The organism is Pseudoalteromonas sp. L23, assembly GCF_021728455.1.
Taxonomy (GTDB): Bacteria; Pseudomonadota; Gammaproteobacteria; order Enterobacterales; family Alteromonadaceae; genus Pseudoalteromonas.
The window spans coordinates 78,242-100,523 of record NZ_JAKKCW010000012.1; the positions used below are offsets into that span (position 1 = coordinate 78,242).

At 44.5% G+C, this 22,282-nt stretch carries 21 protein-coding genes; 9 read left to right on the plus strand and 12 right to left on the minus strand.

Going from position 1 to position 22,282, the window contains the following annotated elements:
* Window positions 1-53 precede the first annotated feature (53 nt).
* Complete coding sequence (proB, locus tag L3V43_RS18030; RefSeq protein WP_102056186.1) at window positions 54-1,193, minus strand: glutamate 5-kinase; 1,140 nt, start codon at window positions 1,191-1,193, stop codon at window positions 54-56.
* A gap of 220 nt (window positions 1,194-1,413) precedes the next feature.
* Between proB and L3V43_RS18035 the strand changes: the two genes are divergently transcribed.
* Window positions 1,414-1,641 (plus strand): hypothetical protein, encoded by a 228-nt coding sequence (locus L3V43_RS18035; RefSeq protein WP_010379194.1) that lies wholly within the window; start codon window positions 1,414-1,416, stop codon window positions 1,639-1,641.
* A gap of 17 nt (window positions 1,642-1,658) precedes the next feature.
* Here the strand turns inward: L3V43_RS18035 and L3V43_RS18040 are convergent, their stop codons facing one another.
* Window positions 1,659-2,159, minus strand: a complete 501-nt coding sequence (locus L3V43_RS18040) for a DUF1543 domain-containing protein (protein WP_010607693.1) — start codon at window positions 2,157-2,159, stop codon at window positions 1,659-1,661.
* 108 nt (window positions 2,160-2,267) lie between these two features.
* Between L3V43_RS18040 and L3V43_RS18045 the strand changes: the two genes are divergently transcribed.
* Window positions 2,268-3,908, plus strand: coding sequence for an amidohydrolase (locus tag L3V43_RS18045; RefSeq protein WP_237117128.1), 1,641 nt, complete (start codon window positions 2,268-2,270; stop codon window positions 3,906-3,908).
* On the opposite strand, the gene L3V43_RS18050 is transcribed toward L3V43_RS18045, so the two are convergent.
* On the minus strand, window positions 3,899-4,117 hold the full coding sequence (locus L3V43_RS18050; protein ID WP_010379202.1) for a YgjV family protein: 219 nt from the start codon (window positions 4,115-4,117) through the stop codon (window positions 3,899-3,901). The two genes, L3V43_RS18045 and L3V43_RS18050, sit on opposite strands and share 10 nt — an antisense overlap.
* 284 nt (window positions 4,118-4,401) lie before the next feature.
* Between L3V43_RS18050 and L3V43_RS18055 the strand changes: the two genes are divergently transcribed.
* The gene (locus L3V43_RS18055; RefSeq protein ID WP_010607695.1) at window positions 4,402-5,058 is read left to right on the plus strand and encodes a Crp/Fnr family transcriptional regulator; all 657 of its coding nucleotides are present in this window, start codon (window positions 4,402-4,404) and stop codon (window positions 5,056-5,058) included.
* Window positions 5,059-5,116: 58 nt separating this feature from the next.
* Here the strand turns inward: L3V43_RS18055 and L3V43_RS18060 are convergent, their stop codons facing one another.
* From L3V43_RS18060 to L3V43_RS18095, 8 genes are all read right to left on the minus strand, one after another.
* On the minus strand, window positions 5,117-5,680 hold the full coding sequence (locus L3V43_RS18060; RefSeq protein ID WP_010607696.1) for a phosphoribosyltransferase family protein: 564 nt from the start codon (window positions 5,678-5,680) through the stop codon (window positions 5,117-5,119).
* A gap of 457 nt (window positions 5,681-6,137) precedes the next feature.
* Window positions 6,138-8,441: a DNA topoisomerase IV subunit A gene (parC, locus tag L3V43_RS18065; RefSeq protein ID WP_102056184.1), complete on the minus strand. Its 2,304-nt coding sequence runs from the start codon at window positions 8,439-8,441 to the stop codon at window positions 6,138-6,140.
* Between the two features lie 8 nt (window positions 8,442-8,449).
* Window positions 8,450-9,559 (minus strand): PQQ-dependent sugar dehydrogenase, encoded by a 1,110-nt coding sequence (locus tag L3V43_RS18070; RefSeq protein ID WP_237117127.1) that lies wholly within the window; start codon window positions 9,557-9,559, stop codon window positions 8,450-8,452.
* Between the two features lies 1 nt (window position 9,560).
* On the minus strand, window positions 9,561-11,450 hold the full coding sequence (gene parE, locus L3V43_RS18075) for a DNA topoisomerase IV subunit B (protein WP_010607699.1): 1,890 nt from the start codon (window positions 11,448-11,450) through the stop codon (window positions 9,561-9,563).
* Window positions 11,451-11,527: 77 nt separating this feature from the next.
* On the minus strand, window positions 11,528-12,091 hold the full coding sequence (locus L3V43_RS18080) for a YqiA/YcfP family alpha/beta fold hydrolase (protein WP_102056182.1): 564 nt from the start codon (window positions 12,089-12,091) through the stop codon (window positions 11,528-11,530).
* Window positions 12,076-12,852: a metallophosphoesterase gene (locus L3V43_RS18085; protein ID WP_102056181.1), complete on the minus strand. Its 777-nt coding sequence runs from the start codon at window positions 12,850-12,852 to the stop codon at window positions 12,076-12,078. Before L3V43_RS18085 ends, L3V43_RS18080 begins: the two co-directional genes overlap by 16 nt.
* Window positions 12,839-13,294: a DUF1249 domain-containing protein gene (locus L3V43_RS18090; RefSeq protein WP_010379051.1), complete on the minus strand. Its 456-nt coding sequence runs from the start codon at window positions 13,292-13,294 to the stop codon at window positions 12,839-12,841. Before L3V43_RS18090 ends, L3V43_RS18085 begins: the two co-directional genes overlap by 14 nt.
* A gap of 22 nt (window positions 13,295-13,316) precedes the next feature.
* Window positions 13,317-13,919, minus strand: coding sequence for an NUDIX domain-containing protein (locus L3V43_RS18095; protein WP_102056180.1), 603 nt, complete (start codon window positions 13,917-13,919; stop codon window positions 13,317-13,319).
* 247 nt (window positions 13,920-14,166) lie between these two features.
* Between L3V43_RS18095 and tolC the strand changes: the two genes are divergently transcribed.
* The 3 genes from tolC to L3V43_RS18110 all read left to right on the plus strand — a co-directional run bounded on the left by tolC (window position 14,167) and on the right by L3V43_RS18110 (window position 17,177).
* Window positions 14,167-15,513, plus strand: coding sequence for an outer membrane channel protein TolC (tolC, locus tag L3V43_RS18100; RefSeq protein ID WP_010607703.1), 1,347 nt, complete (start codon window positions 14,167-14,169; stop codon window positions 15,511-15,513).
* A gap of 105 nt (window positions 15,514-15,618) precedes the next feature.
* Window positions 15,619-16,542, plus strand: coding sequence for an LpxL/LpxP family Kdo(2)-lipid IV(A) lauroyl/palmitoleoyl acyltransferase (gene lpxL / locus L3V43_RS18105; protein WP_235368688.1), 924 nt, complete (start codon window positions 15,619-15,621; stop codon window positions 16,540-16,542).
* Between the two features lie 26 nt (window positions 16,543-16,568).
* Window positions 16,569-17,177: a TcpQ domain-containing protein gene (locus tag L3V43_RS18110; RefSeq protein WP_017217000.1), complete on the plus strand. Its 609-nt coding sequence runs from the start codon at window positions 16,569-16,571 to the stop codon at window positions 17,175-17,177.
* Here the strand turns inward: L3V43_RS18110 and glnE are convergent.
* Complete coding sequence (gene glnE, locus L3V43_RS18115) at window positions 17,174-19,969, minus strand: bifunctional [glutamate--ammonia ligase]-adenylyl-L-tyrosine phosphorylase/[glutamate--ammonia-ligase] adenylyltransferase (protein ID WP_237117126.1); 2,796 nt, start codon at window positions 19,967-19,969, stop codon at window positions 17,174-17,176. The two genes, L3V43_RS18110 and glnE, sit on opposite strands and share 4 nt — an antisense overlap.
* Before the next feature lie 79 nt (window positions 19,970-20,048).
* Between glnE and L3V43_RS18120 the strand changes: the two genes are divergently transcribed.
* The 3 genes from L3V43_RS18120 to rsmE all read left to right on the plus strand — a co-directional run bounded on the left by L3V43_RS18120 (window position 20,049) and on the right by rsmE (window position 22,248).
* Window positions 20,049-20,942, plus strand: coding sequence for a hypothetical protein (locus L3V43_RS18120; protein WP_045989157.1), 894 nt, complete (start codon window positions 20,049-20,051; stop codon window positions 20,940-20,942).
* Between the two features lie 11 nt (window positions 20,943-20,953).
* Window positions 20,954-21,451, plus strand: coding sequence for a hypothetical protein (locus L3V43_RS18125; RefSeq protein WP_237117125.1), 498 nt, complete (start codon window positions 20,954-20,956; stop codon window positions 21,449-21,451).
* A 62-nt stretch (window positions 21,452-21,513) separates the two neighbouring features.
* Window positions 21,514-22,248: a 16S rRNA (uracil(1498)-N(3))-methyltransferase gene (gene rsmE / locus L3V43_RS18130; protein WP_237117124.1), complete on the plus strand. Its 735-nt coding sequence runs from the start codon at window positions 21,514-21,516 to the stop codon at window positions 22,246-22,248.
* Window positions 22,249-22,282: the final 34 nt, after the last annotated feature.

Genomic DNA, 22,282 nt, shown 5'->3' on the forward strand with positions numbered 1-22,282 from the left:
GTTGACTCTTGATAAGTGTAGAACAGCCTTCTGAATTTACAGTAATTTATAGGCTAATTTAATACTTCTTGTTGGCTATGTTGATTTAAGAGCACCAAATTATCGCGATGGATGATCTCCTCTGCACTTTCAAAGCCAAGACACTGCGCAAATTCACTACTATGACGGCCAATTACCAAACCAAGTTCTTGATTACTTAAGCTAGTTAAACCTTGTGCCTGTAGCGTGCCTTGTTGGCAAAACACTTGAACCAGCTCACCACGTTTAAATTGCCCTTCAATCGACACGATACCTTTTGCTAGTAAACTTGCTCCTTGATTACATACCGCATTGATTGCACCACTATCACAAATTATTTTACCGGTTGATTTAGGGCCAGACAGCAACCAGCGCTTGCGCCCTCCAACCGGAGCGTCAAACTTCAAAAACGTCGTGCTTGGTGCGGTTTGCGTAAGTACTTGCGGTAAAATGTCGTATTCACTACCTTTTGCAATCACGACATCAACGCCTGCTCGTTGTGCGATGTCGGCGGCTTGCAACTTAGTCGCCATACCACCCGTGCCAAGTTGTGTGCCACTACCACCAGCAAGAGCTCTAAGTTCGTCGTTTATATGTGTTACTTGCTCTATCAACTGCGCATCTGGATTGGCTCTGGGATCTGCGGTAAAAAGACCATGCTGATCGGTGAGTAATACCAATTTATCGGCATTTGCTAAAATTGCGACGTAAGCCGAGAGGTTATCGTTATCGCCAACTTTGATTTCAGACGTTGCCACCGCATCGTTTTCGTTGATGATCGGCACGACATGATGCTCTAAAAGCTTAGTGAGCATGTCCCGTGCCGTTAGATAACGTTCGCGGTGCTCAAGATCGGCTCGTGTCAGTAGCATTTGTGCCACATTAACGTCGTAAATACTAAACAATGACTGCCATAAATGGATTAATTGACCTTGCCCAATCGCAGCTAACATCTGTTTTTCAGCGAGCGAATGACCAATTTGTTGCTGCAATACACCGCGCCCAGCAGCAACAGCACCGCTAGATACAACAATGACCTGATGACCAGCTTGACGCAACGTTACACACTGCCTTACCAGCTCAACAAGTCTGGGCTTGTTTAAGGTCTGGCTGCCTGCAGTTAAGACACTTGTGCCGAGCTTGATAACAATGGTTTGTTTATTGTTTTTGGTCATAGTATTTGTTGGTTTTTACAGCGATAGAGCTTCGTTATACCACGGACCTTCCCCCCTCCCAAGTAATAATACCAATTGCATTGGTATAAACTCATGAATTTTATTTCTAACTCAGAGTGAATTGGTATAATCCGCCGCACTGATTTCGATCAAGGCTTTTTTGCACCGCGTGTGAGAGAGTGTTCACCATTCAATGAAAGAATAATTAGCTGAGTTCAGAATGAAAAAACACAAAAAGAACAAAGAGATTATGATGCTACCTTTGCTGTTTGTAGTGATCTTAATGTGTGTGGGTGGCCATTTTATTTTGCAACCTAGCTACAAAGACAGCCACATTGTCGAATACTCTCTAGCTGCACTGCCGTTTTTAATGTTTGCCGTCGTGATTGTCGCTATCAAAATAGCCATAAAAGCAGATAACGATGAAAACAATGAGGGTGAGGGCTAAAGTATCCCTCACATTGGTTATAGAGGATGATAACCAAACCACAAAGGGGTAAGCGGTGTTGATTGGCCACTGTGGGTGAGCTTGATATTTAAGTTTTGATCAAATAAATCGATGGCAAAACAGTCATCTACATCATGTAAATCGTCTTTATGAATATGGCTAAAACCGTTAAGCAAAAACGCTTTTGCCTTCTCTTTTGCTTCATCGGCATTCGTTGCAACGAACAGCCCAAAGTCATGCGCCTCAGCTAAACTATCTGGCTTATATCCTCCCAAGTTCACAAAATACAAATGCTCAGCTTGCTCAACACGCTCTTCGGTAAGTTCAATGGCATAGCCATCGGCATGTTCAATGATTGTGTAGCTATCCATATGCACCGAGTTTTTATCACCAACCCATTGCTGCTTTAATTTGGGATAAGCTTCTTCAATTGTATTTGCCGCGACAAAGCGCACATCATGCATTTCAATATGGCAACCTTGAATACGGCCGCCTAGGTATACAACAAACAACTTCACTTTGACACTCCACTCCTTTAAAACCCAAGTATACTCTCAACGCAAAGACTTGGCTTTATTGAGTTAGATGATTATTCTGAATAAATACTCTCAGTGAAGGACAATATAATGAAAAAAACATTCCTCGCGCTTTTGGCTAGCTTTAGCCTGTCAACAACAGCTCAAGTAACCTTAATTCACAATGTAAATGGCTATACGCCCACTAAATCGCAGCAAATTGAGCGCTTTTCTTCTTTGGTAATTAAAGACGGTAAAGTCGTAAAAACAAGTTCAAAGGATCTGAGTACCCAATACCCGAGTGCAACCAAATTTGATGGTGAGGGAAAAACCCTATTACCTGGTTTAATTGATGCGCACGGTCATATCATCGGCCTTGGCAATAATTTACTCACACTCGACGTGCGCGGTAGCAAAACCATTGCAGAAGTAGGAAAACGGCTTAGCCACTACGCAAAAGCCCATGAAGGTGAATGGATAATAGGTCGAGGCTGGGATCAAACCTTATGGCCCGGCGGTCAATTCCCAACCGCAGCCGATCTCGACAAATACGTAAAAGATAAGCCCGTCATGCTCACTCGAGTAGATGGTCACGCTATTTGGGTAAACTCAAAAGCGATGGCGCTTGCCAACATTTCGAAATCAACAAAGACGCCGGAAGGCGGTGAAATCATTACATTGAATAGCGGTATGCCGAGCGGGATCTTTATCGACAAGGCAGAAGACCTTATTCGCACTCATGTCCCAGCTCAGTCGGATGCACAAGTAAACAAGGCGCTTAATAAAGCCGGAGAACACTTGCTGAGTTTAGGCATTACCTCAGCTCATGATGCTGGGATTGACCACACCACGTGGCAGGTTTACCAAGCACGCGCCAAGGAACACTCAATGCCTCTGCGCGTCTACGCTATGCTCAGTGCAAGCTCCCCCAAACTCGCAGAGATGTTGGACGTGGGAGTAATCAAAGATACACGAGATCAACTCTCTATTCGTAGTGTAAAAATCTATGCTGATGGTGCACTTGGCAGCCGAGGCGCGGCACTTATTCGCGACTATCATGACCGCAAAGGCCACAAAGGGTTAATGCTCGAAAACCAAGCGACGCTTGAAGCATTGATCACCCAAGCCATACGCAGCGGCTACAGTGCACACACTCACGCCATTGGCGATAGAGCGAATCGCATCGTGCTAGACTCATATCAACACGTTTTTAAAAAAGCAGGTGGTAGACTGCTCAGAAATCGCATTGAGCACGCACAGATTGTCCATCCGGATGATATCCCCCGCTTTAAGACGTTAGATATTATTCCATCAATGCAGCCTGTTCATGCCACATCTGATATGCATATGGCCGAAAAGCGCCTAGACGACAAACAGCTTAGCGGCGCTTACGCATGGCAAACATTCTTAAAGCAAGGAAGTAGAGTGGCGGCGGGTTCTGACTTTCCAGTGGAGCTCGCAAACCCTTTCCATGGTCTGCATGCCGCTATCACCAGACAAGACCATCAAGATTTACCCAAGGATGGCTGGCGCCCAACAGAAAAGCTAACCAGAGAACAAGCACTCCAGGCATTTACTGTTGATGCTGCGTATGCCGCATTTCAAGAGTATAAACTGGGAAGTTTAGAACAAGGAAAGTGGGCCGATTTTATCTTAATAGACCAAGATTACTTTACCGTAAGCGAAGATAAAATTGATGATATTAAAGTCGAGCAGACCTGGATTGCAGGTGAACTTAAATATCAGCGTTGATCTTTTTGTAATTTCACCAAGTGGTAGGTGTTAACTAGTGCCAGTAGACCATTAGTTAACGCCACCGGCCAAGCTTGGATAAGTGCACCATAGGCGGTAAAACAAATACAGCCCATTAAATTGAACCAACGCAACTTAGCAACATCGCTCATCATCAAAGAAACGACCAAAAAAGCAGAGGCTAAATAGCCTAAATATTCCCAACTCATTTGTCCTCTCCCCTAAGTTGCGTTAGCATATAGTTTATGCTCGAATTTACGTATCGAGCAGAATAAAAAGGCTAACCCACAAGCCCCTAGAAATTAGCACCAATAAATTAGCTCTAACACGGGAAGTGGGGGTTTAATGGTAATATCGTTTATTAAATTCTTCGCCACAGCGCTGAGATAAAACCGATACTACTTAAACGGTGTGAGTTAGCGTAAAACTGAAAAATTCATGCTAACGTCATTATAGTTTAATAAATAGGACATTTGTCCGAAGAGCCATCTAGATGTTTCAATATCATTTTTCAACCAATTTGGTCGAACAGTTACTCGCTTTTGCTGGTAATAGTTTTCAGCACAGCAAAAAAGAAGTCTTGATCCACCAAGATGAACCATTGAGTAAACTCATATTGGTGACCAGTGGCACTGTGTCTTTTAGTTATGATGTCGGTAACGGTCGTCGTCTATTACTCGGACAACTGGACTGTAACAACACGCTAATTGGCGAAATCGAAGCGCTGAATCATCAGCCTTGTATTTATACCGTGACTTGCTTGAGCGATGTAACCTATCACCTCATTGAGCTAAAATATTGGCGAAAATTACTGCTTGAGCAGCCGGAGCTGAGCCTATATACCGCGCAAACCATCGCTGCTAAGTTTACTGAAAACCAAAAGATAAACTTAGACAAGTTGCTGTTGCCGCTGAGCTACAACATTGCTAAAGACTGCTTATTACGTGCCGAGAATTCGAATCCAACATTACTTCGTGCCTATTCAACGGTAAGTGCTGAAGCCGAAAGGTTTGCGACCACTGAGCGTGCATATCGTCGGGTGGTAAGTGAATTGGTAGAAAAGGGCTTGATAGTACGTAGTAGTGAAGGCTTAAAGCCAGTCGATGTTGACGCGCTTGAGGATTTTGTTGATAGCTTCGCGCAAGCTTAATTTTTCGCGGTTAGAATAACTAGGGCGAGTACTTTCTCGCCCTTGAGTACTGATTAACTTATTTTGCAAATAGGTGTTTAATATTTGCTAAGTCAGACTTTCCTTCCACTAATTCTTCCGGTGTTAAGCCGGACAGCTCGTGAGGGAATACCAACCACTCATCAGACTCATGAATAAAATAATCTGGTGTCATTGGTACTTTTTTGTTTGCTGGCTTGTAGTATGGGCAAGCAACACGAATATCGCGAGGCAGGTTCAAGCGCATTAGCTCTGCAAGCTTTTCTTTCAACGCAAAAATACTGCGGCCAGAATCAAACACGTCATCAACGATTAGCAATGAATCGTCAGCGTTTGCATTTTCCACAATGTAATGCAAACCGTGAACTTTGATTTCTTTAGATTGCTTACCAATGCCATAGTAAGAAGAAGTACGTACTGCGATATGATCAGTCTCTATACCTTTGTAATCGTAGTATTCTTGAACTGCGATACCAATAGGCGCACCACCACGCCAAATACCGATAATAAAGTCAGGTCTAAACCCGTCTTCATAAACTTTAGCGGCTAAGCGAAATGAATCTTCTAGCAATTGTTGCGCTGTGATATAGCACTTATCTGACATAAATACCCCGTTAGGAAGCCCGTGTGATGGTGACAAGCAGCAAGCGCTGCCAATTGATACCAATTACAATTGTTTGCAAGCCATAGGCACTTGTGTGATTGGTATAACCGAATATTTTAACGTAAAGCGCAATAAAATGCTGCAATAATAGTGTCTTTTTATTTTCATTTTTTGATCTGGGACGCCATATTCTAAGGTTAAAAATCGCCGGGTGAACCGGCTCCTACGCAAAGTTCAATGGGTGAACAGACACCGCATAGCGTTATTTAATTGGTGGGAACGAGTTCACCTCGCGATGTTCTAAACGGCTCAAAGATCGCCGGGTGAACCGGCTCCTACACAAAGTTCAATGGGTGAACAGACACCTGCATAGCGTTATTTAATTGGTGGGAGCGAGTTCACCTCGTGATGGTTTTCAAGAGATAAAAATAAGGCCGCGGTGGGCGGCCTGTATCGGTTATTCTTCGGTATCTACGCTAGCGTCATTGTCTTCTGGTGTCTCAACACCATTGTGCTCCAGATCATAGCTATCTACGCGCTGTAATCCGCGCGGTAACTTATTACCTCTGCGCCCTCGCTCACCGTAATAGTGCTCTAAATCACTCGGCTTTAAGGTTAGCTTGCGCTTACCTGCATGTAAGGTAACAGAAACGCCTTCAGGTACTACCGCTAACACTTTGACAAACTCTTCGCGGCTTTGCACTTTCGCGCTAGGGATAGAGATAATCTTATTCCCCTTACCTTTACCAAGCTTAGGTAAATCACGTAATGGGAATAGTAGCATTCTGCCTTCGCTCGAAATCGCCATACACATATCGGTGGCAACATCAAATACCTGGATAGGAGCCATCAAATGCGCACCTTTTGGCACGCTAACGAACGCTTTACCATTTTTGTTTTTGCTCACCATATCAGCAAAGTCACTGATAAAACCGTAACCGCCATCGGTCGCCATCAGATAAGTCGATTTCTCTTCGCCCATGACCACATGTTCAAAGTTACATCCTGACGCTAAGTTAAAGCGTCCCGTCATCGGTTCACCCTGACTCCGGGCTGAAGGTAAGCTATGCGCATCGGTTGCAAAGGCTCGCCCTGAAGTATCTAAGAACACCGCAGGCTGATTACTCTTGCCTTTCGCAGAGGCTTTATAACAGTCTCCTGAGCGGTAGCTTAGCCCTTCGGCATCGATATCATGGCCCTTCGCAAAACGCGCCCAGCCTTTTTCAGATAGCACAACAGTTACAGACTCTGATGGGATCAAATCTTTTTCGCTAAGTGCTTTGGCTTCACCACGCTCAACTACCGGTGAGCGTCTATCATCGCCATACAATTCAGCAGCTTCTTGGATTTCTTTTTTCATCAACGTCGACATACGACGCTCAGAGCCTAAGGTTTTTTCCAATCCATCACGCTCTTTTTCAAGCTCATCCTGCTCACCACGGATCTTCATTTCTTCAAGCTTTGCAAGGTGGCGTAATTTCAGGTCTAGAATTGCTTCTGCCTGCTTATCTGAAAGACCAAAACGCGCTATTAACTCTTCTTTTGGTTTGTCTTCGTTGCGAATGATTTCGATGACTTCATCGATATTCAAAAATGCAATCATCAAACCTTCAAGAATATGCAAACGCGCAAGCACTTTGTCTAAACGATACTGCAAACGTCTACGCACCGTTTCACGACGGAATACTAACCACTCAGATAAAATCTGACGCAAGTCTTTAACTTGTGGACGCCCGTCTAAACCAATCATGTTGATGTTAACACGGTAGTTCTTTTCAAGATCCGTCGTGGCAAATAGGTGCGCCATTAATGGCTCGACCTTAACTCGATTTGAGCGCGGTACGATGACGATACGCGTCGGATTTTCATGATCCGATTCGTCACGTAAATCCGCTACCATAGGGAGTTTCTTCGCTGTCATTTGTGCTGCTATCTGCTCTAGCACCTTGGCACCCGAACATTGATGTGGCAACGCGGTGATCACCACTTCGCCTTGCTCTTCGGTGTACACAGCACGCATCTTGATTGAGCCACGACCTGTGGTGTAAAGCTTTTTGATCTCTTCTTGCGGCGTAATGATTTCCGCATCGGTTGGATAGTCTGGCGCTTTGACCAATTCTAGAATTTCTTCTAGTTCGGTTTTAGGCTTATCCAATAACAAACAACAAGCTTCAGCAACTTCACGTACGTTATGCGGCGGAATATCGGTTGCCATCCCCACCGCAATACCCGTCACCCCATTCAGCAAGATATGTGGTAAACGCGCGGGTAACACTTGCGGCTCATCTAAGGTGCCATCAAAGTTAGCGGTCCAATCGACCGTACCTTGGCCAAGCTCTTTCAGCAGTACTTCTGAGAACTTAGATAAACGCGCCTCAGTATAACGCATCGCAGCAAATGATTTAGGATCATCCGCAGCACCCCAGTTACCTTGGCCATCCACCAGCGGATAGCGATAAGAAAACGGCTGCGCCATGAGTACCATGGCCTCATAACAAGCACTGTCGCCATGAGGGTGATATTTACCCAATACGTCACCAACGGTACGGGCAGATTTTTTGTATTTTGCTTGAGCAGATAAGCCCAGCTCACTCATCGCATATACAATACGACGTTGTACAGGCTTCAGGCCGTCACCAATATGTGGTAACGCCCTATCCATGATCACATACATGGAATAGTTCAGATAGGCATCTTCAGTAAAACGCCCCATCGGAAGTTGTTCAATGCCTTGCAAGGACAAGGCTTGAGGATCTGTCATGTTACACCTTACTTGTCGTTGTAGCTGATGCGATATATCACATTGGCGTAATCATCGGAAACGAGCAGGCTACCGTCGTCGAGTTCTGCAATTGCGGCTGGTCGACCATGGGTTGTTTCGTTTTCCATAAAGCCGATAAGGAAAGGTTCATAGCCTCTAATTTGGCCATCTTGCACATTTGCTCGCATTACTCGATAGCCCACTTTTTTGCTGCGGTTCCAAGAACCATGTTCAGCAACAAAAAGCTGATGCTTCATTGCCTTTGGAAATTGCTCGCCACGGTAAAAGTGAATGCCTAGCGGTGCAACGTGCGCTTGTAGTGCAAGTGCTGGCATGGCGTAGTCAGTCACCGATTTACCCTCGCCAAATTCAGGGTCTAGCACGCTGCCGCCATGAACATAGGGGAAGCCAAAATGCTGACCAATTTCGTCAACACGGTTGATTTCACATGGTGGAATGTCATCTCCCATCATGTCACGACCGTTGTCGCTGAACCATAACTTTCCAGTTACTGGGTGATAATCAAAACCCACTGAGTTACGCACGCCTTTGGCAATCGTCGAAAGCTTTTTCGTCTCAAGATTTAGTGAAAATATACGGCCAAACTTAGGGTCTTCGGCACAAATATTACAAGGCACGCCAACTGGAATGATCAGTTCGCCTTCCGGCGATACTGTCAGGTACTTCCAGCCGTGGTGACGTTTGTCAGGCAAATCATCGAACACCACTTCTTTTACCGGTGCCTTGAGGTTTTTTGCGATTTGCTTAAAACGCACAATACGCTCAACTTCAGCAACATATAAGTCACCGTCTTTTAGGGCGATACCGGAGGGCATATTCAGCCCTTCTGCAACCAAGATTTTCTTGTCGGCTACGCCATCACGGTTGTTGTCAATGAGTGCGTGAACTTTACCCGCTTTACGAGAGCCAACATACACAGTGCCATCTTTGCCCACCGCCATTTGTCTCGCATTTTCAACATCTTTCGCAAAATAGCTCAGCTCATACCCTTTAGGTACTGAAAGGCGCGAAAGCATATCATTTGCCAGCGCAGGTGAGCTTAATAACGCTACTGCCAGCGTCGTCGCTATCGTGGTCAATTTACTATGTATTTTCATGTTAAACCTCTGCCTTATCTCCGTGCTGCTCAAGCCAAATTTTACGGTCGCTAGAGCGCTTTTTAGCTAACAGCATATCCATCATTTCGAGGGTTTGTTCAGGCTCATCTAATGTCAGCTGAACTAAACGTCTAGTATTTGGATCCATAGTGGTTTCACGCAATTGCAACGGGTTCATTTCACCCAACCCTTTAAAGCGCTGTACGTTGACTTTACCGCGTTTCTTTTCGGCCTCGATACGGTCTAAAATGCCCTTTTTCTCATCTTCATCAAGGGCGTAGTAAACTTCTTTACCAACATCAATGCGAAATAGCGGCGGCATGGCAACAAAAACGTGGCCCTTACGAACAAGCTCTGGGAAGTGCTTCACAAAGAGTGCGCATAATAAAGTTGCAATGTGAAGTCCGTCAGAATCCGCATCCGCGAGGATACATACTTTGCCATAGCGCAGGCCTGATAAATCTTCAGAGTCTGGGTCAATACCTAAGGCAACAGAAATATCATGTACTTCTTGCGAGGCTAAGATCTGTCCAGATTCCACTTCCCAGGTATTTAGGATTTTACCGCGCAGCGGCATGATTGCTTGAAACTCACGGTCTCGTGCTTGTTTTGCTGAGCCACCTGCTGAGTCCCCTTCCACCAAAAAGATTTCTGAGCGTTCAGTTTCACTTCCAGAACAATCGGTTAATTTACCCGGTAAAGCAGGACCCGAAGTGACTTTTTTACGAACCACTTTTTTTGCAGCACGCAAACGTTTTTGCGCATTGCTAATACACAACTCAGCAAGTAACTCTGCAGTTTCAGTGTGTTCATTTAACCATAAACTAAAGGCGTCTTTGACAATGCCAGACACAAAGGTAGCGCACGAACGTGATGACAGCTTTTCTTTGGTTTGACCGGCAAATTGTGGGTCTTGCATTTTAACCGACAAGACATAACTACAGCGGTCCCAAACATCATCAGGCGTCAGTTTCACGCCACGCGGGATCAGGTTTCTGAATTCACAAAACTCACGCATCGCTTCAAGTAAGCCCTGGCGTAACCCATTTACATGGGTTCCGCCTTGTGCCGTTGGAATAAGGTTTACGTAGCTTTCAGCGATGGATTCCCCGCCCTCAGGCAACCAATGAAGCGCCCAATCAACCCCTTCGGTTGAGCCACTGAAACTGCCTGTAAATGGGGATTTCGGCAGCACTTCGTAGCCTTCAGCGCTGTCTTTTAGGTAATCCTCAAGACCTGCCTCGTAGTGCCATTCTTGCGTTTCTTTCGTCTGTTTATTTACAAAACGAATTCTAAGCCCTGGACACAATACAGCCTTAGCTTTGAGCAAGTGGTTTAACTTAGTAATTGAGAAGTTAGCTGAGTCAAAATAACTCGCGTCGGGCCAAAAGTGTACTGAGGTGCCGGTATTACGCTTACCAACGCTGCCGGTCACTCTTAAGTCTTCGACTTTATCGCCGTTTTCAAATGCCATTTCATAGATTTGCGCATCGCGTTTAACGGTAATTTCGACCCGAGTCGACAACGCATTAACAACCGATATACCCACCCCATGAAGACCACCGGAGAACTGGTAGTTTTTATTGGAAAACTTGCCCCCGGCATGAAGTTTGGTCAGGATCAATTCAACCCCAGGCACGCCCTCTTCTGGGTGAATATCCACAGGCATTCCTCGACCGTCATCGATGACTTCAAAGGAGTTGTCTTCATGCAAGATCACGTCAATCTTGGTGGCATGTCCGGCTAAGGCTTCATCGACACTGTTATCGATAACCTCTTGGCCTAAATGATTAGGTCTGGTGGTATCGGTATACATGCCAGGACGGCGCTTAACTGGCTCTAAGCCATTGAGTACCTCAATAGCTTCGGCATTATAGTTTTGCTGACTCATAGGCTAGTTCTAGTTATCTTTTTATCCGCTAGTATATGCACAACATACAGTTTTGAGCAGAGCTTTGTGCATAAATTCTAATTTTTGATAGTTAAAAATTTGGTGATGGTGTCAAAATAGCGTGGAAATTCAACAAAGCTATGATCCCCACCAAACTCAATAATTTGACGACAATGACTATAATAACGCACCGCCTCTGCAAAAGGCAGCACCTCGTCGCCCGTTTGTTGCAATAATAGCAAGTTTTCTGGATTACTCAGCTGCTCGACATACATGGATTTTAACGCATCAATATGTTCATACTGCAGCTCATAATGACAGTCCTGATAAGGATTGTATTGTGGTCCAAGGTAGTCATTTAATAATGAAAAAGGCCTAACTGCAGGGTTTATCACCACCGCTTTACAGCCAAGATGTTGCGAAAAGTAGGTGGCGTAATAGCCGCCTAACGAGCTACCTAATAACACAGTATCAGAATCAATGACGCTATCCAACTGTGCCAATGCGACTCTCGGGTCATAATGTAGTCTTGGGACAAGGTATGGCGTTTTTTTATCCATCATATATTCACCAAACGCCGTCGCTTTATAGGATAGCTCAGAGCTATTAAAGCCGTGAATATAAACTACTTTCCGAGCCATTTTACCTCTGTTGTTATAGCGCTTTTACTAAATACGATGACACGATAAGCGGGACCCAAATCAGACTGATACCAGTCCTTTGTGTGCTTATCAAATTGGATTGATGTTGCAGGCGTAGCGTAGATAGGTAAAGTGCGAAATTGTTGTTGATATTCATTATGCACATGACCATGAAATAGCCCTAAGACTTGCTCTGAATCCACCAACAGGTTTAACAGTGCAGGACCATTTTCGAGCATATGTTTATCTAAATAGCCATCTATCGGCCTAGGATGGTGGTGAGCAAAAGCAATCGTATTGTTGTTGATACTATTGTTAAGCTTGTCTTTGAGCGCACCTAAATGTGACTTAGCACACCATCCGGCGGGTGTTTCACCCTTTGAGTTTAACAGTAACACCTGCCCAAACGGACCTGTGATGCATTTATGACGGACGATTTGCCCAGCACTTATTTCTTCGAGTAAAGCTAGCTCGTCGTGGTTACCCGGCACCCAAAGCACCGGACATTGCAACTCACTCTCCCTCACTATACGAGCAAACTCATGATAAGAAGCCGCACTGTGATCTTGTGTTAAATCACCGCCAAACACCACACAATCGAAATGCTCTTTTGCCATCGCGGCGAAAGTGCGTTCAAGGTTAGCGGCGGTATTTACCGCAAAATATTCCCCAGAGGGCGTGGCAAACAAATGGCAATCCGTAAAATGACCAATACGAATTTGCGCTTTATCGAATTGCAGCTCGAGATCAAACCAAGCCATTGTTTACATCCCAGTTTAAATGCACGCGGCCTTTTTCTAAACACACCATAAGCCAATCAGCTAAAAACGCATTTATTTGATACTTTTCATCTTTTTGGTGCATATCAGGATTTGGGTAACCATAGGATGGCTTTATTCGACGATGATAATCACGGTGAATTACTTCAGCCACTTTAGCATCATGGTAGAGGCGCACAGACAACGAAAAGTGTGGCAAATGGGCGCTTACTGTCGCCATCTGCTCGATGTGAATGTCCGTTGTGTATTTACTGACTCCAGCTACGCTCAAACTGTATCGCGCAGAGGCTAAGTCAATCACTCGACTCTCACCGACCACTTCTTCAGGTAGCAATTTTAGCGCCCGTAAATAATTACGTTCGCACAGCGTGATGTAACGGGGCAGAGATTGAATATACTGCTTTGAGCTCAGCACTTGTGACAAAAATACGACTCCTAAACTGCTTCTATATCCGCGCTTTATTTAATGCCAACCATTGTAGACTAATAACAGTGGCAGCGTTATCGATTTCCTCATTATCAAGACGTGCAAGGGCTTCATCAAGTGGCATCACATGCACTTTAATATCTTCACCTTCTTCAGCCAGTCCATAAACCCCACTCGCTTTAGATAAATCAGCAAGCGCTAGATACAAATATAGTCGCTCTGTTGTACCACCTGGGCTTGATAAATAAGAGCGCATATAAATGAGCTTATCAAGCTCAAGTCCAGCTTCTTCTTTGGCTTCTTTTCTTGCAACACTCTCATAGTCTTCGCTCCCTTCTGCCATCCCTGCAATGCATTCCAAAAGCCAAGGAGAGTGTCTTGAAGCCAACGCTCCAATGCGAATTTGCTCAATAAGCAACACACTGTCTGTAACAGGATCATACGGCAATATTGCAACCGCATGACCACGCTCTAATATCTCGCGAGTTATCAACTCTGATACACCGCCATTAAATAAGGCATGGGTAAATTGGTACTTGTGAATGGTAAAAAAACCATTGAAGATTGTTTCTATTGAAGAAACATTGACGTCGACTTTGTTGAACTGACTCAAAGGTTTCATAAAATAATCCTGTATTTTTTAATAGCAACGGTTTAAAAGCTAACCAATCGCCCTTATAGTAGGGTCATACCTGAATAAGTAAACGAAGTCGTTTACCTTTAACTTTTTCCACTTTACAATACCCAAGTGGTATTAATATATTCTGTTACACTTGTTGGCGATGTTTTACGCATTTGGTCTTTAATTGGGCCGCAAAAACAGGGTAACATGCTGACAGTATAAAAATTGTCTAAGGACTGAGCGAAAAATGAAAAAAACTCTACTATCATTAGTTGTTGGGTTGTCGTGCGCACTTTCAAGCAGCCTGTCCCACGCGGAAGACCTACTGCAAGTATACGACATTGCAACGGCTAACGATCCTACCGTATTAAAGGCTAAAGCGCAGGCTGATGCGCAAAAATATGCACAAGACCAAGCATTAGGCGTATTGCTACCTCAGCTTGGCTTTCAAATGAGTTATACAGACGTTAACTCTGAAGGTCCATCGAGCCAGCAAAATGACTCGACAGGCTACACCATGTTTGAGTCTGACACTGACACCTTTCAGCGTTCAATCTCTCTAAGCCAAACCATTTTTGATATGGCATCTTGGCAGGGTCTTTCAATTGCAGAAAAACGTGCAATGCAAGCATCGACTCAATATGAGCAGCAAAAGCAAACTTTGATTGTCCGTATCGCTGAAGGTTACTTTAATGTGCTAAGTGCGTTAGATAGCCTAGAGTTTGTACAAGCCGAGAAGCGCGCTATTGAACGTCAACTAGAGCAGACAAAACAGCGCTACGAAGTAGGTTTGACAGCAATTACAGACGTGCATGAAGCAAGAGCACAATTTGACCGTGCAGTTGCAGACGAAATCATAGCAAGTAATGCAGTTGAAACAGCACGTGAAACATTACGTACGATTACTGGTAAGTACCACGCTAAGCTAGATAAGTTAAACACTGAAAAGTTCTCAACAGTTAAGCCTACGCAGAATACGAACGATTTTATCGAAATTGCAAAAGCGAAGAATTTAGACCTTCAAGTTGCAAAATCTGCGGTAGACATCGCAAAAGATCAAATTGATTTAGCTCAATCTGGGCATTACCCAACACTAAACTTAAACGCTACTTACTCTGATTCTTTAGCTGACAGTGCAGGTAGACAACATGCACCACGTAGCGACAGAACTTCGGTAGGCTTAACGTTAGACGTACCAATTTACACAGGTGGCCGTACAGTTGCAGCAACAGATCAAGCTCGCGCAAACTTTGTTGCTAGCAGCGAAGATATGGAAGCGGCAATGCGTAACATGACACGCTCAGTGATCACGTCTTATAACCAAGTGGTTTCAGACGTTGCAACTTACCGTGCGCTAGAGCAAGCGGTTGTTTCAGCAGAAAGTGCATTACAAGCAACTGAAGCGGGTTTTGATGTAGGTACTCGTACCATCGTTGACGTACTAGTCAGCACGCAAAACCTGTATAACGCGAAACGTAACCTAGCTGATATCCGTTATCGCTACGTACTATCATCGCTACGCTTAAAACAAGCAGCAGGTACACTATCTCGTACCGATCTTGAAGCAATTAACCAAGGTTTGATTGAAGGCTAAGTACTTCGATTATCACCTCTGAAAAGGCCAGCTATGCTGGCTTTTTGTATTTTTACAGCAATATAGATAAACTAGCCTCTTCAATTAAGTCTCAGGTATATTACTTTGGTTACTCACTCACCTTTCAGATGGTCATTCTTAGCACCTAAATTTTGGCTGACTTGGCTTGGTGTTTTCGCCCTGTATTTGATCTCATGGCTCCCACAAGGTGTTCAATTTACACTGGGTAGAGGCCTTGGACGTCTAGTTCATAAATATATGAAACGCCGCCGTCATATTGCTGATGTCAATTTGAAACTTTGCTTTCCACAGCTAAGTGAAGCAGAACACAAAGCTATGCTACTAAAAAATATGGAAAATACCGGCATAGCAACTCTTGAAACGGGGATGGCATGGTGGTGGCCAGATTGGCGCATCAATCAAGTGGTGGGCTCTATTAACGGATTAGAGCATATTGAAGCCGTGCAAAAGCAAGGAAAAGGGGTACTTATGCTGGTTCCCCATATGTTGCATCTTGAGATGGCAAGCCGAGTGCTAGGCACTAAAGTGCAAGGTGTTGGCTTTTATCGCCCACACAATAATCCACTTATGGAGTTTTTTATGACCCGTGGGCGACTACGCTCAAATGAGTATTTAGTCACTAAGCGAGACGTCAAAGGCTTATTGAAAACACTCTCAAGCAAACGCGTGTGTTATTACTTGCCAGATCAAGATTATGGCCGCAAGCGCTGTGAGTTTGCCCCTTTCTTTGCGGTTCCTGATGCAGCAACAACAACTGGCACTTTATTATTTTCTTCAAGCAAAAAGGCTGAGACTTTAAGCTTACACTGTACGAGAGACGCAAAAGGGATGTATCATTTAGACATACAACCTATTTTAGAAGCATTCCCAAGTGGCAATGATCTTGCAGATGTTACTCGCGTCAACGAGAGAATGGAGCAAGCAATCAATTGTGCGCCGGATCAATATATGTGGGTGCATCGTCGCTTTAAAACGCGACCTGATGAAAAGGCACCTTCGTTTTATTAGGGCCTAGAGTCTTGGAGTAGTTTGAAATGGCTAAGAAGAAAAAAAATAAATTATCGTCAATCTGGTTTTGGACTAAACACCTATCACTAGGTGTGTTACTCATTTGGGCTGCCTACTATTTTCTTTTTGGTGCCTCTAAAGATATGAACTTTAGGGAAACCACCAATGTTGCAGCGCAAGGCCTGTCGCAATTTTACGAAAGCTTTCGAAATAGCATGAGCAATCGTGATACCGATCGTGAAAAGTATGTTATCACACTCGGAAAGCCCACCTACCCTCTTGACGATGCGCTAGCACAAAGAGCGCTCGCAGTTAAACCATCTAACCCTAAATGGACCGGTGAAAAACAACCAAGACGCTTTGACACAGGCGATACTTTAAAAGATGTACTTACAAAGCAAGCCAAAGAAGAAGGTGTGGAACTGTTTTGGTATCTAGAGCGTGACTATGTGGTGAAGTATAACTTCCGTCTCGATACTGACTTTGTTTCTGCACTCTATCAGGTTGGAACGGCGATAAACGACGACTTTGAATTTCAAGTCTACACATTTTTCTGCCCGCGAGAGCGTGCTGCGGTTATCACCGAAAACCCACCAATCTATGTACGTGAAAACTGCCGTAAGCTAGCGGGTTAAGCAAGTACCCGCTGCCAAACTTGAGTGACTTGTTGTGCGTGTTGATCAAACGCTTCACGCCCAACAACCCTACCTAATTGGTTTAAGCTATTAAAATGATATTGATCTCTAAACAAACAATATGCAGAGATTAAGTGCTTCATTTCATCACTATCAATCACTTCAACTTCACCCGCTTGTTCTAAAATACGTATATTATCTGGATAAGTACAAAGTGCTGGATACTGACTGCTATATCGCAACACAATGTACTGACTGATAAATTCAATATCCGTCATGCCGCCAATTCCCTGCTTTAAGTCAAAGTGACTGTCACTATCTTGGTTAAGGTGGGCTCGCATTTTTTCACGCATATTGCGAACATCTTCCGCTAATTTAGGCACGTCTCGCTGCTGCATTAGTATTGCATGACGTATTTCCTCAAATCGTGCGGCCATTTTCGACTCACCTAACACCATACGAGCTCTCACTAGCGCCTGATGCTCCCATGTCCAAGCTTGCTCTAACTGGTATTGGTAAAAGCTTTCTAGATTGATAGCGAGTAAGCCCGAGTTTCCTTCAGGGCGAAGTCGAGTATCTAATTCGTAAAGCATGCCAGAGAGCGTTTTGGTATTGAACAAATGCATTAAACGCTGTGCCAGCTTCATATAAAACTGTCTTGAAGAGATAGCTTTATCACCCTGAGTTTGGCTTTCGCCGTCACGATTATGCACAAACACTAAGTCTAGATCTGAGTTGTAACCGAGCTCATATCCCCCCGCCTTGCCATACGCTATTACAGCAAAGCCTTTTTCTTCTATTGTTGCACCTTCAGGCGCACCAAAACGCGCCACCATATGCCCCCAAGCAATATCGACGGCTTTTGCGATAATCGCCTCAGCAAGCGCGGTTAGATGATCGCTCACCTTCATAATATCCAACACGCCAGTGGCGTCTGCAGCCGCGACTTTTAGCTGATGCGTTTGTTTAAATTGTCGCAGCGCTTCCATCTGTAGCTCAACATCTTGCTCATCTATACGTAAAAATGCTTGCTGGATCTCGTTTTTATAGGCCGTTAATGGCAAAGGTTTGTAGAGAGTTTGTGGGTCGATAAGCTCATCAAGGAGGATCGGGTATTTCGCAATATGCTCAGCAATCCACGCGCTATGACAACAAAGCTTGATAAGTTGAGTCAACGCACCGTGATTTTCGTAAAGTAGCTCCAAATATGCAGTACGAGACGCTACTTGATTGATCACACTGAGCACGCGAGCAAGCGCCGGCTCCATGTTTTGTTTACTAAGCTCTCGTAGCAAGGCTGGCATTAACTTATCGAGAATATCGCGACCACGAGTGCCCGCCTGCTTTTTACTTAGCCCTTGTTTAAACTCCATCAAGTCAGTTTGCCAAGTCTCAAAACACGGTGCAGCTCGGCACTGGCCTAGCTGAGCAATTTCTCCCGTTTGCCACGCGTAAACCGCGCTATCGTCTTCATCTAATTCTTCTTCAGGCGGTTCACCAATGACTTGGCTAAACTCAGCCCGGATATGCTGCGTCACAACCTTTAGCATTTGCTCGACTTCGGCGTAATCGTTACATTGCAATAAGTGGCTCAGGCGCAGACAATCTAAGTTGTTGTCGGGTAAAGTTTGCGTTTGTTTGTCGTCAAATGCTTGTAGATATTGCTCAACTTTACGCAGCACTAAATAGTTCTCATGCAGACGGTTTTTGACCTCGACAGGGACAATATCAAGCGTTTCAAGCTCTTCTAATGCCTGTAACAATGAAGGGGTTTGTAATGGCGTTTCGCGACCGCCGCGTATCAGTTGCAAAGCCTGCACAATAAACTCTACTTCTCGAATGCCACCAGCGCCCAGCTTTATGTTATTCGTTAAGCCTTTGCGTCTCACCTCTTGGGCAATCATGTTTTTCATCTTTCGCAGTGAATCTATCACAGAAAAGTCGATATAACGGCGATAGACGAACGGCCGAATTAGGTCGTAAAACTCTTGCCAATACGGCGACGGCTCACCAATTGGCCGCGCCTTTAACATCGCATAGCGCTCCCATTCTCGACCTTGATCTTGGTAATAATCTTCCATCGCGGCATAGCTCATTACCAAAGGACCACTATCCCCAAATGGTCTTAAACGCATATCGACTCTGAATACTTGGCCATCAATGGTAACTTGATTAAGCGCTGAAATAAGTTTTTGTGCCACTCTAGTGTAAAAAACTTGCGCCTCAATACTACGCCGGCCACCGGATGTGTCGACACTTCTCGGATAGGCAAAGATCAAATCGATATCAGAGGAAAAATTCAGCTCCTTACCGCCAAGCTTCCCCATGCCTAATAACGTCATAGGTATCGAGTTACCAGCCTCATCTTTTGGTGAGCCTGATTGCGCTTCTACGCTTAAGTACGCCCATCGGTACGCATTTGAAATCAAGGTATCGGACAGCTGTGAAACATAGCGAATACTGTCATCAATCTCATTGCCTGCAACCAAATCCAGCCACATCACTTTAAGCCAATACTTTAAGCGATAGTGACGCAGCTGCTGCCAAGCTTGTTTTTCTTCAACCAATGGCGCGGAAAAGTCAAACACATCAGGACAGTCGCGCATTTGCATCTGCGTATCATCGAGCAACCAAGCTCCCCACTCAGGAAATCGTGCAAGTGTACGCTCGGCAAAATCACTCAACGCCAGTAACCGTGCCAGTTTGGGCTCCATCGGCGCATCACCATAAATCATTTGGTAACGCTCTTGAGCAAGCGTATTTAGCGCTGCTTGAACAAACAATTCCGACATAAAAAACTCCACGGTAGACTGGCTCTCTTTGTGAGCAGTGTTATAGTAACTCTATCTAAAACACAACCTTACACCGAGTATGAGTTATTTGTCTTTAAACAATATCAACTTTTTAGCGATTTTGATTTGCTTTGTCATTGTCTGCGGTTTAACTATTTTGCTGCGCTTAATGATCCAGCGTAGCGCCAACAATCTTCTGGATGACGAGCTCGCACAACGTGACAACTTTGCACTTGGGATCAGCTATGCCAGTCAAGTGACGATGCTGTGTGTTTGTGTTGCATACTTATTCAATGATTTAGGTGTGGTGAGAGCACAGGCACACCCTCTGCAAGTGGCCCTACATATTGGGTTGATCATTGCCTTTGTATACTTCGGTCAATGGATCCATCGCAAATGGATTTTGTATCAGTTTGACGAAGAAGAAGCGATTTTAAAGCAAAATATCTGCGCCGCGATGGTGGACTCAGGCATGTTACTCGGTAACACCATATTGGTGCTTGGTTTATATCATTGGGTGCATCCGAAAGGCTGGAGCGATCTATTAGTCGTAGCCCTTGGCTTTATGCTATTGCAGCTGCTTTATACGCTAGATAGTAAAATCAGAGAAAGTCGCTTTGCCAAGTTTAACCAAGGGGCTTCTTTACAACAAAATTTTAATCTCAGAAACACTTCTATTGGTATTCGGTATGCGGGCAAATCCATCGGCCTCTCTTTAGCCATGTATGCGGGACTGCACAGCGCTCCCTACCATGGTGCAAAAGTGGTAGAAAACTTGTTTTCGGTTGTCATGCATTGCGGTGTAATGTGGCTTTTTCTTTACATTGGTAGCTACGTCTTACTGCATTTATCCTTACCTAAGGTCAATATTGGCCTAGAGGTAGACCACCAAGATAACGTTGGTATCGCATGTTTGGAGTTTGCGGTTTTCTGCTCCATAGGCTATTTACTTATTAACTTGTTTTCGGTGTAACGCAATACTGCATGAATGCTTTAAGTGATGGATTTTTACTGGTAGATAGCAATTGGGATTTTAGCCAAGAACTCGTCGAGCATTTGCAAAACGTGCGCTCTAGCCAAGCCAGTAATATTATTATCGCAGGTGACAACACCAAACAAATGCTCAAGATGATGTTTAAAGAGCAAATAAAAGACTACTGTTATTGTGACTTTGACAATGAAATCAGCGTCTCTGAACTTGCCAGCTATTTGCACCGTCATCATAACATTAATGCTGTGCTGCTCTATTCTCTGGACTATCATTTAGCTACCGAGGAGCAGCGCTTTATTTTTGATTCTCTTCACCCACACCGGTTTTTAATCGAACAAACCCCGCAAGGTTTTCAGATCACTAAACAGCACTCACAAGCATTAATCAATCACTTATCTTGTCATCCGGATACCGCGGGCCTCCCCGACCCTGACTTGATGCTTGCTAAGCTCACCGGGTTACTTTGCGGTAAAGCTAAAGTGGCAGGATGATGTAGACTAACCGTGCGCGAGCGCTTACCATTGCCACAAAACAGCAACTGAATAATCGAATTATGCGTATTCCACATATTTATCAAGACTCGCCTTTGGCCATTGGTGTGCCAGTTACTTTGGACGATGACGCCGCAGGACACATAGGCCGAGTGCTTAGAATGACAACCAAAGATAAAGTCAGCCTGTTCAACGGACAGGGCGGCGAGTACCTATGTCAATTAAGTGAAGTTGGGAAAAAGAAAGTCGTTGCTGTACCTGAATCATTTGAAGACAAAAATGCAGAATCCCCACTTGCCATACATCTTGGGCAAGGGATTTCTCGCGGTGATAAAATGGACTTCACAATTCAAAAGTCGGTAGAGCTGGGTGTGAGCGAAATCACCCCTTTGTTTACCACACGCTGTGGCGTTAAATTAAGTGGCGAACGTCTAGCAAAAAAACACCAGCAATGGCAAAAGATAGCAATTGCCGCGGCCGAGCAATCCGGACGTAATACCATCACTATTATTAACCCACCAATGGAGTTGTCTGAGTGGCTTGCACAGCAAAGCGACGAGTTAAAAATCACACTACATCCTCGCGCCGAACATTCAATAAAAACACTGCCGTATAGTCAGTCTGGGATCCGCTTTTTAGTGGGGCCTGAAGGCGGCTTTACCGATGAAGAACTCGATGCTACCGCTCAACAGCGGTTTGTTGATGTCCGTTTAGGCCCACGTGTACTTCGTACAGAAACCGCAGCTCTCACGGTACTGAGCGCACTACAGCTGCAATTTGGCGATTTAGCACTTTAAATACACAGAGCAACCCCCATATCATGGGTAAACT